Consider the following 13,516-nt stretch of genomic DNA (forward strand, 5'->3'; position numbering starts at 1 on the left):
CCGCCCCCGTTGGTATCGGCAGCGTTATGCTGCACTAGGTTGGACCATTGGCAGGCAGGACGGTTCGGCAAAGATGAAGATCAGCGCTAATCAACCTCGATTTTGTGCCTCCCAAGCTGACGGTGGTACTGGACAAGGCGACCAGCACGCGCGCGCTGGTCGAAGGCAGCGGGACTTTTGTGATTCAAGTGCCGACGGCGGCGCAGCTGCACCTGACGCACGCCGTGGGCACACGCAGCCTGGCCGATGAGCCGGACAAGCTGGCCCGCGCCGGCGTGGAGTTGTTCGCCCGCGAAGGCCACGATCTGCCCTTCGTGGCCGGCTGCTCCGCGTGGCTGGCTTGCCGGCTGATCCCCGAACCGCACAATCAAAATACCTATGATTTATTCATCGGCGAAGTCGTGGCCGCCTGGGCCGACACGCGCGTGTTCAGCGATGGCCACTGGCATTTTGAAAACGCCGATCCCTCGCTGCGCAGCCTGCATTACATCGCTGGCGGCCAGTTTTACGCGATCGGCGAGTCCTTGACGGTTTAATCGAAGGGAATCACGCGGTCGCCGGGACCGGGCACGCAGCCATCGGCGACCGGCGACCAGCCCTTGTGTACCACCACCTGCTTGCCATCGTGGCAGATTTCCACGCGTTCGCTGGCTGGCAGGCGTGCGTGGACCAAGCTTTCCAGGCTGGCAGGCAAGCTCACTTGCATGCGCAGGGTAGCTACGTCGACTTTCGGATGGTCGTCCAAATGTATCAGCGGCACGAACAGGGCGCCGAACATCAGCCAGCGTGAACTGATCGGCACCGGCTCGGGCGCATACGCCGCCGTGCGCAGCCAGTCCTGCGCCCGCGCGCGCAAATCGTCGCCATCGGTCAGCTCGCCCCAGGCGGCGGCCAGCAATTCGGCCACCCACTGGTTGCAGTTCTGGTATTCCAGGCTGAAAGGATAGGCGTTGGCGCTGTAGCGGCCCGCCAGCAAATGCTGCACGCGGGCCGGGTCCAGCAGCGCCTGGCGCAGCGGCGCCAGGGTGTCGGCCGGCAGGCGCACCAGCGAGACATAAGCGAGCGATGGATTGTCCGTGCCCATGGCAAAACCGGCCGTGCCCTGGTCGAAGATGCGCGGCCGGCCTTCGTCGCAGGCGTAATAGAGCTGGCGCGCAGACCAGGCGCCGTCGTCATGGCGCCAGGCCAGGGCTGCGTGCGAATAGCGGATGCCGAAGCGCGACAGGTCCAGGCCGGAGCGGCTGACCAGGGCCACGCTGCCTTCGGTGGCCGCCAGTTCCTGGCGCACCACGGCGGCAAAACGCAATAAAAGGTCTTGTTCGGTGGCGCTGAGCTCCTGCGAGCGGTCGCAGAAACGCGATGATGCCGATGCGCTGCCGGCGCAAACGGCCAGTAGCAGTCCTAGCAGGTGACGCAGCTTCACATGCTGACCGGACGCGCTGCCAGTTCGCCGTACCAGTCGTCGGCCAGCACCAGGAAGAAGGCCACGCGGTTATCGTTGCGGGCAAATTCGATGCCGTAGTCGCGGTTTTGCGCATGCACGGCGTCGCCTTGCGCCAGTTGCTGCTTGTCGAAGGTGGTTTTGGGCAGGTCCAGCGTGAGCGGTGTTGCTTCCGTTTCGGCTTGCAGGGTCAAACGGGTCATGCCCTCGCGGCCAGGCACGGCGGCGATATCGATGATGCGGTAGGGGCCATTGGCCACGCGCCGGTCATGGCGCGAGCTGTTGCTCGAACCGTTCAGTGAATCGGAGATGCTGCCGCTCGAGGCGGAGCCTGCGCTGGAAGCCGATGAAACGATGCTGTCGGCGTGCGCGAGATGAGTCATGGTCAGCGCTGCGGCCAGGCCGAGCACGCGTAAAGTAGTCTTCAAGGCGGTGTCCTTACTCTATTCCAGTGTGTCCCTATAGACGAAAGGCCGGATGCAGTGCTGCATGCCGGCGTCAGGATCATAGCAGATCACCCCGGCAGATCATCCAAGTAATACTGTGATCAGCGCCTGCGCCTCGGCGGACGGCGTGCTGCGCAGCGCTTGCAGCACGGGGTCGGTGTCCAGATAGGTTTGCAGCTCTGCGCTGACGGTGCGCGGCGCCTGCGGCAATGGCGAGGCCGCGCCCACCACCAGCTTGGCCAGCAGCAGCGTATCGCGCAAGCCTGCTGGCGGCAGCATGATGGTGGTGCCGGGCAGGGTCACGATGGCGTCGGCCAGTCTTGGCGGCACGCCCAGTTGCCGCATCAGCGCGCGCGTGATCACTTCCAGCGCTGCCGCCATGTGGCCATCGAGCTGCTGGTACAAGCCCGGCATCCTGTCGGCTTCGGCCAGCAGGTACAAGCCGCCCACTTCATGCACGATGGCCGCAAACATGGCGGTATCGGCATCGGTCTTCGTGATGGCGCGGGCGATGTCGTGCGACATGGCCGTCACATGCACGGTGTGCGTCCATAACTGGGCGGCCATGGTGCGCAGATGGTCGTCGGCGATGCCGGTATGGATTTGCCGGATGACGGCCGCCGTCGCCAGCGATTGCAGGTTGCGCTGTCCCAGGCGCTCGATGGCGGCGCGCACGCTGCTCACGGGCTGTATGCGGCCATGCGTAAAGATCACCGAATTGGCCAGGGCCACGGCGCGCGCCGACAGGGCCGGTTCGGATAGCAGCAGGCGGTGGATGTCGGCGACGTGAAAATCGGCATCGCCCAGCGCCTGTTGCAGGCGCAGCGCGGCATTCACGCTGGTGGGGAAGGTCAGTTCGTCGTCCCGGGCGCGGGACAGCAGCAGGGACAGGCTATTGAGGGTGTCGACATGCATGGGTGGTTGGCGAAGTCATCAATAAGTTATCAACCAAGGCATTATTCATCATTTCTCCTGCGGGACCCGGTTCATTAGGACGTGATGTGGCGATTCTTGCTGCATCCGGCCGCACTTTGCGCCATTATGGAAGACAAACAAACCTGACAAGGACAGTCACGATGAACGCCATGGCCAGTATGTCCACCAATCGCTGGCAAGACGCCAGCGCCGGCCTGTCGATTGCCGGCTTGCTGCTGCCCGAAGCGGTGGCCTATGCCAGCATCGCCAATCTGTCGCCGCAAGCGGGCATCCTGGCGCTGTTCGTCGGCCTGCTATGTTATGGCTTGCTGGGCACCAGCCGCTTTGCCATCGTCTCGGCCACCTCGTCTTCGGCCGCCGTGCTGGCCGCCGCCATGGCTTCCTTATCGGGTGGCACGGCGGGCCACAAGCTGATGCTGATGGCGGGGCTGGTGATGCTGACAGGCGCTTTTTTTCTGCTGGCGTGGCTGGCCAGGCTGGGCAGCATCACGGAATTCATCGCCAAGCCTGTGCTGCGCGGCTTTTCCTTTGGCTTGGCCATCGTCATCATCGTCAAGCAATTGCCCAGCGTGCTGGGCGTGCAGCCGGGCCATAGCGACCTGCTGCATCTGCTGCCCGATTTGCTGGGCAGTGCAGGGCAATGGAACTGGAGTGGTGCGGCCACCTGTGCGCTGGCGCTGCTGTTGCTGTTCGTGCTCAGGCGCTGGCAGCGCTGGCCCGCCGGCCTGATTGTCATCGCGCTGGGCATCGCGGCCGGGCGCTGGCTGGACTTGCCCAGCCACGGCGTGGCCCTGGTGGGGAGCATCGATTTGACGCTGGCCATGCCGGTGTTTCCGCAACTGACGCAGGCCGAATGGACGCGGCTGGCCGAGCTGGCCTTTGCGCTGGCGCTGATTTTGTATGCGGAATCGTATGGCTCCATCCGCAATTTCGCCCTGAAACATGGCGATACGGTGGCCGCCGAGCGCGACTTGCTGGCGCTGGGGCTGGCCAATGTGCTGGCCGGCTTGCTGCAAGCCATGCCGGTGGGCGCCGGTTATTCCGCCACTTCGGCCAACGACGCCGCTGGCGCCACGTCGCGCCTGGCCGGGCTGGTGGCGGCGGTCGTGGTCGGCCTGATCGTGCTGACCATGCTGCCTTTGGTGGCGCTGGTGCCGGTGCCGGTATTGGCTGCCGTGGTGATCCACGCCGTCAGCCATACCTTGAATCCCGCGGCGTTGAAGCCGTATTTCAGCTGGCGCCGCGACCGGCTGCTGGTGCTGGTGGCGATTGCCGGCGTGCTGCTGTTTGGCGTGCTCGATGGCTTGCTGGTGGCGATTGCCATCAGCCTGGCGCTGATGCTGCGCCGGCTGTCGCAACCGGGCTTGTCGGTGCTGGGCCGGCTGGGCGACAGCCACGATTACGTGAAGCTGGCGCAGCACCCGGCGGCCAGGGCCCAGCCTGGCATGCTGATCTTGCGGGTCGATGAGCCGCTATTCTTTGTCAATGCCGAGCGCAGCCTGCACCTGGCGCGTGGCATGCTCGACGATAGCCATGCCGGCAAGGTCATCCTGAGCCTGGAAGAGTCGCCCGACCTCGATGGCAGCAGCGTCGAAGCGTTGCGCGACTTTGCCCTGTTTGTCCATCAACGGGGCTTGCGGCTGGCGCTGGCGCGGCTGAAGGAACCCGTGTTCGAGCTGCTGCAGGGCGCCATGCAGGATCTGCTGGCCGAGAATCCCCAGGCGCTGGTCTTGAGCGAACTGAGCGTGGCCGAAGCGGTGCGCCTGCTTGATTCCTTTGATTCCACACTGCATGAAACTTGAGCAGGCTTGTGCTACGCTGGCAGCCACTTGAAGCGGATAAGGAGCTGGCATGACACGCGCAAAACCCCAGTTGGTGAAGGCAAGGCTGAACAAGCTGCTGCCGACCCAGATTACCGTCGGCATGGCCGAAGTCGCGCTCAAGCGTGAGCGCTGGGCCAGCCTGGGCAAGAAGGCGCGCGCGACGGCGCTGTCCGATCACTGGTTTCCCAGCATTATCGGCCCGGAAGGCCAGCATTACATCGTCGACCACCACCATTTCGGCCTGGCGCTGCACCAGGAAGGCGTGAAAACGGTCAGCCTGATGATCTTGAAAGACCTGTCCTGGCTGGAACCGCTGCATTTCTGGCATGTGATGGACCACCACCAGTGGGTGCACCCCTATGACGGAGAAGGCTTGCGCCGCGATTTTTCAGCGCTGCCCAAGCATTTGACCGGCTTGCAGGACGACCCCTACCGCAGCCTGGCCGGCGAATTGCGCAGCGCCGGCGGTTATGCCAAGGACGTGACGCCATTCAGCGAATTCCTGTGGGCCGATTTCTTCCGCAGCCGCATCGCGCCGGCCAGCCTGCAGAAAAATTTCAGCAAGGCGCTAGCGCAGGCGATGAAACTGGCAAGCAGCCAGCAGGCGCGCTATCTGCCCGGCTGGACCGGGGTGGTGCCGCCGGGCTGAGCTGGCCCTCGGCTATAATCGCGGCACCCTGGCAAGCTTGCCAACGGCGTCACGGGACCGACCATGCATAAACTGATTTCTGAATTACACCGTTTGTATCTGTTCGATGAACAGCGCTATCTGGAAGCCGATGGCAGCGAACATGCTTTGATTCCGGCCGTGCTGGCGCGCCATCTGTCGGGCGAACACACGGTGGCTGTCAAGCTGGTCAGCGACAGCGGCCTGGCGCGCGCGCTGGTGATGGAGTTCGGCGGCAAGGGCGGCGGCGAAGCACATTGGGCTGCGCTGTGCACGATCGCCAATGCGCTGCAGCATGAGCTGGACTTGCCGGCGCCGGCCGTCAGCATCTCGGGCACGGCGTTTCAATTATGGCTGTCGCTGGCCACGCCCGTGCCGTTGGCCCAGGCGCAGCAATTCGTGCAGTTGCTGCGTTCGACTTTTTTGCCGGTCTCGACCGATATTCTCGCCGTGCCGCCATCTGCCTATCTGGAACAGGCGCAGCTGCCGCCGTGCCTGCAGCCCTCGGGCAAATGGGCCGCCTTTATCCACCCCGGCATGGGCGCCGCGTTTGCCGACGAACCGGGTCTGGACATGCCGCCCACGCCCGCCGCGCAACTGGGTTTCCTGGACGGCGTACGCAGCATTGCACCGGCGCAGTTTGCCCAGGCGCTGGCCAAATTGCAGCAGCATGCGGGACTGGCGGCCGAACCCGTGGCCGCCGCCATTGCTCCCGCTCCCGCATCCACCGGTCCCGCCTCCGCGCCAGGCTTGCTGCTGCAGGACGCCACCCTGGAAGATATCGTGCGCTGGCTGCATGCGCGCAATATTGAACCGACTTTCCGGCACAGGCTGCCTTAGCCAGGCACCGTGGCGCTTGCGTGCACATGTGCCGGCGCTGTACTAGAGCCGGTTCATGGTCCACATCACGCTGGCGATTTTCCATTGTTCATCGCCGACCTTCATCATTTGCCAGGTTTCAATCCCGTAGTTCTCCGTTTTTCCTTCCCGGACGAATTCATAGTCGAACATCACCCATGCCACGTTGCCGTCCTGGGTGATCTTCACGTTGTAGAATTTTTCCTCGGTCGCTACCTTGGACGTGCCGATCACGCGCGCGAAATCGCCGTATCCACCCGCGCGCAGGCCGTCGAACGTGACGTCATGCTTGTCGCGCACGTAGGCAATATCGTCGGGGCTCATGGGGGAATCGAACAGGATGTTCGAATTGAGTACCAGTGTCGATAGCAGCTTGCGGTCCTTGGTCTTGATCGCGGTCTGGAAGTCTTCAATCACCTTGTTGATCGCCCGCGTATCCTGCGGCGTCGAGACATGCTTGCCGATATAGGCCGGGATGCTATCGGCTGCGCCTGCGGTAACGTTGCACAGTAATAGCGATGTGGCGAGAAACGCCGAAGTCATGAAACGCATGGGTAACCTTTAAGAAGATGTAAAAATACCATCTTAATGCTGATTGCTGAAATGCAAGAGGAATTGAGTCTATGAGCCTTTATCCGTGCATATCTGAACGCACCCCTGACGATAATGGTTCTGCAGCCACTATTGGCATGTGCACCGCACGATGATCAGTGTCGTCATGCGAGAATATGCTCCTGGTACTTTAGTTTGGCACCGAATGCGCATAACTAATGATGCGTGACACGCGCCATTGCTGGCCATCCTGCTGCCAGATATGCACGAATTTGGCTACTGTCGTCAGTTTTTCCGGCTTGCCTGGCCATCGGATGAAAGCCAGGCTGGCATGCATATCAGGCAACTATTTCTTTGACCAGGGTCTCTATCAGCTGCTGCGCCGGCATTTCCCGCGCCAGCGGCGCGCCCTGGCCCGCCCATTGTGCGGCAAATTCGCTGTTGCCCAGTTTGGTCGCTGCCGCGTTCAATTGCTTGGCCGCATCGTAGGCGACCGGATAGGCGGCTGGCGGCGGGCTGCCCGCTGCTTCGCCATATGCAATAAACCGATTCACCATGCCGCGCGCCAGCCGGCCCGAGAAAGTGCTGGTCAGGCGCGTCGCCGCCGCCCGTGCGCTTTGCAGATTGCTGCGGTAGCTGGCATTGGCCGCCGATTCGGGGCACAGGATGAACGCCGTACCCAGCTGGGCAGCCACGGCGCCCGCATCCAGCGCGGCGCGGATAGCCTGCCCATCCATGATGCCGCCGGCGGCGATGATGGGCAATTTGCTGCGGCTGCTAAGTAGCCGCAGCAGTACCAGGGTGCTGTGCCGCTCATCGGTCGCCTCTGGATCGAAACAGCCGCGATGGCCGCCTGCTTCAACCCCTTGCGCCACGATGGCGTCGACCCCGGCTTGTTCGATCAGCGCCGCTTCCTGCAGATTGGTGGCCGTCGCCATGGTGTAGATGCCGGCCTGGCGCAGGGCGGCGATGTGTTCGTTTGGTGGCAAGCCGAAATGGAAGCTGACGACGGCGGGGCGCTGTTCCAGCAGCAGCGCCAACATTTCTTCATCGCCGAGGAAGGTTGGATAGATTTCATTGAGGGTAGAGGGCAGGGCTGAGTTCACCTCGGCAAACAAGGGCGCCAGATGGGCCAGCCAGGCCGCTTCGCGCTGGGTATCGCGTTGCGCCGGCGCATGGCAAAACACATTCACGTTGAAAGGTTTATTCGTCAGCGCGCGCGTCTCTTCCACCATCTGGTGTGCCTGCGCTACGGTGCTGGCGCCTATGCCCAGGGAACCCAGGCCGCCCGCGTTTGACACGGCGGCGGCCAGCTGCGGCGTGGAAATGCCAGCCATCGGAGCCTGGATAATCGGCAACTGGATGGCGAGCCGGTCAAGAAAGTGCTGAGAGGTGTTCATGATATTTCCTTGTTGAGAATGATGGCTGGAAATTATTCGCAATATGCGAATATAATAGCATAATCGTTTTCAAATGGAGAATTGCATGGACCTGGAATCCTTGAAGATATTTTGCTCGGTCGCCAGTGAGCTCAGCATCACCCAGGCGGCCACCAGGCTGGGCCGCGCGGCGTCCAGCGTGACCACGCGCATCCAGCAACTGGAAGCCGATATCGGCGCCGAGCTCTTCGTCAGGACCAACAAGCGCATGGCCCTGTCGGCGGCCGGCGAGCGCTTTCTCGATTATGCCAAGCGGCTGCTGGCGCTGGAAGAAGAGGCGCGGCATGTGGTCACGGGCGGGCGCGAGGGTGGAACCTTGCGCGTCGGCAGCATGGAAAGCACGGCCGCCAGCCGCTTGCCAGCCTTGCTGGCGGCTTTCCACGCCCGCCATCCGGCCACGCGGCTGGAATTGAGCACGGCGCCCTCGCGTCCCTTGTTGGAACAAGTGCGCACGGGCCTGCTCGATTGCGCTTTTTTAGCGTTGCCGCCATCGTTAGACAGCGCCGCCGCCTTGGAAGAGCTGGGTTTGACCAGCAAGACTGTGTGGCACGAAGAGCTACGCTTGCTGCTGCCCGCCAGCGAAGCCGATGCCAGCAGCGCCGCGCAGGTGCGCACGCGCTCGCTGGCTGCCTTTCCGCAAGGTTGTACGTATCGCAGCATCGCGGAAACCCAACTGGGCATTGCCGGCACTACCGATTGGCAAGTGCATGAGATGAGCTCGTATCACATCATGATCGCCTGCGTGGCCGCTGGCGCTTGCGTCACGGTGCTGCCAGAGAGCGTGCTCAAGCTGTCCAGCGCGCCGGCATCGCTGAAGAGCTTGCCGGCAGGGCAGGCCGATACCTTGCTGGTCTGGCGGACCGGATTCGCTATTCCCGCTTTTCAGCACTTGCTGCAGGAAATCAATCAGGTGGCGCTGTGAGCGCGCTGGCCGGGCACAGGCCGGCACGCTGGGCCAGCTTGCGTTCAGCCATCGAAGCGGCCATGATATTGGCGATCGGCATGGGCTTTGGCCGCTTCGCCTACACGGCGATCTATCCGCATATGGTCGATGAAGGTCTGCTGAGCCTGCATGACGGCAGCCTGGCCGCCTCGGCCAACTATGCCGGTTATTTGCTGGGCGCCATCTTGTCCATGCGTGCGCATGCCCGCAGCGCGCACAAGCTATGTGTCTGGTCGGTCGTCGGGACGGTCGCCTGCCTGGGTTTGCTGGCCTTGCCGATGCCGGTCTGGGCCATCGTGACGGTGCGTGGCCTGGCGGGTCTCTTCAGCGCCTTGTCCATGGTGTCCGCCTCCTTGTGGCTGCTGGAACACCGCAAGCATGGCAGCGGCGCGCCGCTGCTGTTTGCGGGCGTGGGCATCGGCATCGCCCTGTCGGCCGAATTGCTGGTGCTGGCCACCCACCTGGGTCTGCATAGCGCCGGCATGTGGCTGATGCTGTGCGCCGTCACCTTGGTGCTGGGTTTGCTGGCTGCACCCGGCATCGTGGCCAGCGGCGAGGGCACGCTCGATGCGCTGCTCAAGCCCGTGTCCATCAGCCAGGCACCGGTAGCCGCGTGGCCGCTGGTCTTGATCTATGGCTTGGCCGGTCTCGGCTACATCGTCACCGCGACGTATTTGCCGGTGCTGGTCAAGCTGGCCTTGCCCGATCTGAACTCCGCCCACGTGTGGGCCGTGTTTGGCCTGAGCGCTGCCCCATCCTGTTTCCTCTGGTACCGCGCCCATGAGCGCTACGGCACGCGCAAGGTGCTGCGGCTCAACCTCTTATTGCAAGCCATCGGCGTGGCGCTACCGGCGCTGGCCCCGTCCGCCACTAGTTATATCCTCAGCGCCTTATTGGTTGGCGGCACTTTTATGGGCACGGCGACCATCGCCATGCCCGCCGCACAGCGGCTTGCACGCGCTGCTGCAAGCAAGGTGGGCGGCAAACTGGTGGCCATCATGACCCTGGTGTATGGCGTCGGCCAGGTCAGCGGTCCCGTGCTGGCCGAAACGCTGTACGCGCAGCATCACAATTTCAGTAGTTCTTTGTTGGCGGCCGCTGGCGCGTTATTGCTGGCGATGGTGATCAGCCTGCGTCTTTGATACAGGATTGCAAAGGTCGCATGCTGCTTTTCCAGGCGGCTGCCCTCACCCCAAGGACTTGATATAGCGCGGGTCAACCTGCGCGCAATAGCGGGCGCAGGCCTGGCGGGCCGCGTTCGCCGCCGCGTGCACCAGCATTTCGGCATTCGAGTGCCAGCACATCGAGACGATGATCGATGGCGGTTCGGGCTGCACCGGCAGCTTGACGAACTCGCCGCTATCGAGCTGGCTGGCCACGAACAGGCTGGGTATCGCCGCCACGCCATAACCATCTTTGACCAGCTGCACGATCGCCGCCACCGAAGGCGAGCAGGTGATGCGCGTCTGTTCCAGCGGCACCATGGCCAGATTGGCCATCTTGCCGAGAATTTCTTCCACCGCGCGCTGCGGCGCCGTGCCGCGCCCGAAGGTCAGGATGGGCAGCTGCAGCAGGCGCTGATGCAAGCCTTCCTTGCGCGGATCGACCAGGCCGTTGCGCGCGATCCAGTGCAGCGGGTAGGCGGCCAGCGCCTGCGACACGATTTCCTTGCTTTCCACGCCCTCGACCTGTATCACCAGGTCCAGTTCGCTCGCCCGCAAGCGGCGCTCCAGCAGATTGCTCATGTCCACCGTGAGATCGACTTCCATCTCCGGATACAACACATTCAATTCGCGGATGTACTGCGCCAGCCAGCTGTGCACCACCGATTCGATCACGCCCAGCCGCAGGCGGCCACGCACCGCACTATCTTTGTGCGCCGCCGCCTGCAGCCGGCGCGTGGCGTCGACCACGGCTTTCGCATGGCCCAGCAGGTACTCGGCGTTGGCCGTCAGGCGGAATTCCTTGCTTTGCCGGTCGATCAATTCCGTCTGCAATTCCTCTTCCAAGGTCTTGATACGCAAGGAAATTGCGGCTGGCGTGGCGTGCAGCGCGCGGGCGGTGGCACGAAAGCTGCGTAGCTGGGCGAGGACGACAAAGGTTTCAAGGAATCGGGTATTCATGCAACAAGAATACCTTAACCCTTCGCACCAGGATAGCGCAGACCGATAAGAAAAACTAAACGGCAACGACAAAAATAACTAGATAGTCGCTAGGGTTATTCAAGTTTATTCTTAACTCATACATTTTTTTCATGATGAATTCCACAGCGAATGAGACAGCCATGACACCAAGTGAACTTCGGCAACAAGTACGCACTGGCGCTTTTCGGCTACCGACCGCCGGTTACTGCGGCCCGTATGCCCAGGCCAACCTGGTGATACTGCCCCAGGCAAACGCCCATGATTTTTTGCTGTTTTGCCAGCGTAACCAGCGCGCCTGCCCGCTGCTGGCGGTGGGTCAGCCGGGGCAATGGCAGCTCGACAGCCTGGGCGACGGCCTCGATATCCGCAGTGACGTGCCTGGCTACAACATTTATCGTCATGGTGAACTGGCGGAGCAAAGCCATGCGCTGCATGCGCTGTGGCGCGACGATTTTGTCGTATTCGCAATCGGCTGTTCCTTCTCGTTCGAACAGATGCTGATGGATGCCGGCATCCGCTTGCGTCACGTCGAGCAGCAGCGCAACGTGGCCATGTACCGCAGCAATATCAGCAACCACAGGGCCGGCCCGTTTGGCGGTGAAATGGTGGTGTCGATGCGCCCCATGACGGCGGCCGACGCCATCCGCGCCGTGCAGATCACCAGCCGCTACCCGGCCATCCATGGCGCGCCCGTGCATCTGGGCGATCCGCGCCTGATCGGCATCGACAATATTTTGCAGCCCGATTATGGCGACGCCGTCGAGATCATGGCCGATGAAATTCCCGTGTTCTGGGCTTGCGGCGTGACACCGCAGGAAGCCATACGCCATGCCCGTTTGCCTTTGGTGATCACCCACCAGCCGGGCTACATGCTGGTCACCGACATACTCAACTCATCCCTGGCAGCTTTTTAATTTCAAAAAAAGCGCAACGCTGAATACACAACAACACGGCGGCTACGCCTGCAAAAAAACGGAGAGCACGATGAACACGCAAGTACTCAGCAAGAAAGACGGCGACGGTCACTTTTCCTGGTATCACGCGCTGACCGGCAAGGAGCGCCGCACCTTCTGGAGCTGCAAGGCCGGTTATGGGCTCGACGCGATGGACACGCAATTTCTCAGCTTTGTCATCCCGACCCTGATCGCCACCTGGGGACTGTCGAAAAGCGACGCGGGCCTGATTGGCACCGTCACCTTGCTCACGTCCGCAATCGGCGGCTGGCTGGCCGGCATCCTGTCGGACCGCATCGGCAGGGTCAAGGCACTGCAGATCACCATACTCTGGTTTGCTTTTTTTACGGTGCTGTGCGGCCTGGCGCAAAACTACACGCAGCTGCTGTGGGCGCGCGGCCTGATGGGTTTTGGCATGGGCGGCGAGTGGACTGCCGGCGCGATTTTGATGGGCGAAGTGATACGCGCCAAAGACCGTGGCAAGGCGGTCGGCATGGTGCAGTCCGGGTGGGCGCTGGGCTGGGGCGTGTCGGCAATGCTGTATGCGCTGATGTTTTCCCTGCTGCCGCCTGAATGGGCGTGGCGCGCGCTGTTTTTGCTGGGGGTGTTGCCGGCGCTGTTCGTGATCTTCATCCGCCGCTTTGTCGACGAACCGGAAGTGTTCCTGGCCCAGCAAGCAGTGCCGAATAAAGACCAGGCTTCATTCTGGCAGATATTCTCGCCCAAAATGATCAGCGTGACCCTGCGCGCCGTGCTGCTGACCACTGGCGCCCAGGGCGGCTACTACGCGATTACCACCTGGCTGCCGACCTATCTGAAAACCGAACGCCATTTGACGGTGCTGGGCACCGGCGGCTACCTGGCGATGGTGATCGCAGGCTCCTATGTGGGCTACATCATCAGCGCCTTTTTGACCGACTACCTGGGCCGCAAGAAGAACTTCATCCTGTTTGGCTTTGGCTCCATGTGCGTGGCGCTGATCTATACCCGCGTGCCAGTGACCGACGGCGTGATGCTGTTCCTCGGCTTTCCGCTCGGCTTCTTCGTCTCCGGTGTCTTCAGCGGCATGGGCGCCTTCTTGACCGAGCTGTTTCCGACCGCGATCCGTGGCTCTGGCCAGGGCTTCAGCTACAACATGGGCCGCGCCGTCGGCGCACTATTTCCGCTGCTGATCGGCATGAGCAGCCAGACCATGGCGCTGGGCGCATCGATAGGCGTGTTCGCCGGCGTTGCCTACGGCGTGATGATACTGGCCGCACTGACCTTGCCGGAAACGGCCGGCAAACAACTTGAATCCTGATCCTGTCATTGAAA

14 protein-coding genes and 1 pseudogene are annotated in these 13,516 nt (G+C 62.5%); 8 read left to right on the plus strand and 7 right to left on the minus strand.

Annotation, left to right across the window (positions count from 1 at the left end):
• Positions 1–95 precede the first annotated feature (95 nt).
• A pseudogene (locus tag HDE72_RS18870) lies at positions 96–536 on the plus strand (flavin reductase family protein); the annotation flags it as partial.
• Here the strand turns inward: HDE72_RS18870 and HDE72_RS18875 are convergent.
• From HDE72_RS18875 to HDE72_RS18885, 3 genes are all read right to left on the minus strand, one after another.
• Entirely contained in the window at positions 533–1,423 is an 891-nt protein-coding gene (locus HDE72_RS18875; RefSeq protein ID WP_183743797.1) for a DUF2145 domain-containing protein, read from the minus strand. The pseudogene HDE72_RS18870 and the gene HDE72_RS18875 sit on opposite strands and share 4 nt — an antisense overlap.
• Positions 1,420–1,824: a hypothetical protein gene (locus HDE72_RS18880; protein WP_183744120.1), complete on the minus strand. Its 405-nt coding sequence runs from the start codon at positions 1,822–1,824 to the stop codon at positions 1,420–1,422. The genes HDE72_RS18875 and HDE72_RS18880 overlap by 4 nt, the downstream gene beginning before the upstream one ends.
• A 144-nt stretch (positions 1,825–1,968) precedes the next feature.
• Positions 1,969–2,802: an HDOD domain-containing protein gene (locus tag HDE72_RS18885; RefSeq protein WP_183743799.1), complete on the minus strand. Its 834-nt coding sequence runs from the start codon at positions 2,800–2,802 to the stop codon at positions 1,969–1,971.
• 161 nt (positions 2,803–2,963) lie between these two features.
• Between HDE72_RS18885 and HDE72_RS18890 the strand changes: the two genes are divergently transcribed.
• From HDE72_RS18890 to HDE72_RS18900, 3 genes are all read left to right on the plus strand, one after another.
• A complete protein-coding gene (locus HDE72_RS18890; protein ID WP_183743801.1) occupies positions 2,964–4,625 on the plus strand; it encodes a SulP family inorganic anion transporter in 1,662 nt (553 codons plus the stop codon).
• A 49-nt stretch (positions 4,626–4,674) separates the two neighbouring features.
• The gene (locus HDE72_RS18895) at positions 4,675–5,295 is read left to right on the plus strand and encodes a ParB-like protein (protein ID WP_183743802.1); all 621 of its coding nucleotides are present in this window, start codon (positions 4,675–4,677) and stop codon (positions 5,293–5,295) included.
• A 63-nt stretch (positions 5,296–5,358) separates the two neighbouring features.
• Positions 5,359–6,153, plus strand: coding sequence for a hypothetical protein (locus tag HDE72_RS18900; RefSeq protein ID WP_183743804.1), 795 nt, complete (start codon positions 5,359–5,361; stop codon positions 6,151–6,153).
• Positions 6,154–6,195: 42 nt separating this feature from the next.
• Here HDE72_RS18900 and HDE72_RS18905 read toward each other — a convergent pair whose 3' ends face one another.
• The 3 genes from HDE72_RS18905 to HDE72_RS18915 form a co-directional block, all read right to left on the minus strand.
• Positions 6,196–6,723 carry a nuclear transport factor 2 family protein gene (locus tag HDE72_RS18905; RefSeq protein ID WP_183743806.1) on the minus strand — a complete coding sequence of 176 codons (528 nt, stop codon included), beginning with the start codon at positions 6,721–6,723 and terminating at the stop codon, positions 6,196–6,198.
• 190 nt (positions 6,724–6,913) lie between these two features.
• Positions 6,914–7,069, minus strand: a complete 156-nt coding sequence (locus tag HDE72_RS18910; RefSeq protein ID WP_183743808.1) for a hypothetical protein — start codon at positions 7,067–7,069, stop codon at positions 6,914–6,916.
• Positions 7,062–8,123 carry an NAD(P)H-dependent flavin oxidoreductase gene (locus HDE72_RS18915; RefSeq protein ID WP_183743810.1) on the minus strand — a complete coding sequence of 354 codons (1,062 nt, stop codon included), beginning with the start codon at positions 8,121–8,123 and terminating at the stop codon, positions 7,062–7,064. The genes HDE72_RS18910 and HDE72_RS18915 overlap by 8 nt, the downstream gene beginning before the upstream one ends.
• 85 nt (positions 8,124–8,208) lie before the next feature.
• Between HDE72_RS18915 and HDE72_RS18920 the strand changes: the two genes are divergently transcribed.
• Complete coding sequence (locus HDE72_RS18920) at positions 8,209–9,084, plus strand: LysR substrate-binding domain-containing protein (protein WP_183743812.1); 876 nt, start codon at positions 8,209–8,211, stop codon at positions 9,082–9,084.
• Positions 9,081–10,247, plus strand: coding sequence for a YbfB/YjiJ family MFS transporter (locus tag HDE72_RS18925; protein WP_221291318.1), 1,167 nt, complete (start codon positions 9,081–9,083; stop codon positions 10,245–10,247). Before HDE72_RS18920 ends, HDE72_RS18925 begins: the two co-directional genes overlap by 4 nt.
• A 45-nt stretch (positions 10,248–10,292) precedes the next feature.
• On the opposite strand, the gene HDE72_RS18930 is transcribed toward HDE72_RS18925, so the two are convergent.
• A complete protein-coding gene (locus HDE72_RS18930; RefSeq protein WP_183743814.1) occupies positions 10,293–11,228 on the minus strand; it encodes a LysR family transcriptional regulator in 936 nt (311 codons plus the stop codon).
• Positions 11,229–11,362: 134 nt separating this feature from the next.
• Here HDE72_RS18930 and HDE72_RS18935 point away from each other — a divergent pair, with 134 nt between their 5' ends.
• Together HDE72_RS18935 and HDE72_RS18940 are read left to right on the plus strand one after the other, a co-directional pair.
• Positions 11,363–12,163, plus strand: coding sequence for a putative hydro-lyase (locus HDE72_RS18935; protein WP_409254975.1), 801 nt, complete (start codon positions 11,363–11,365; stop codon positions 12,161–12,163).
• 70 nt (positions 12,164–12,233) lie between these two features.
• On the plus strand, positions 12,234–13,502 hold the full coding sequence (locus HDE72_RS18940; protein WP_183743818.1) for an MFS transporter: 1,269 nt from the start codon (positions 12,234–12,236) through the stop codon (positions 13,500–13,502).
• The last annotated feature ends 14 nt before the right edge of the window (positions 13,503–13,516 follow it).

Origin of the sequence: Janthinobacterium saanense, assembly GCF_014200675.1 — a bacterium.
GTDB lineage: Bacteria > Pseudomonadota > Gammaproteobacteria > Burkholderiales > Burkholderiaceae_D > Janthinobacterium.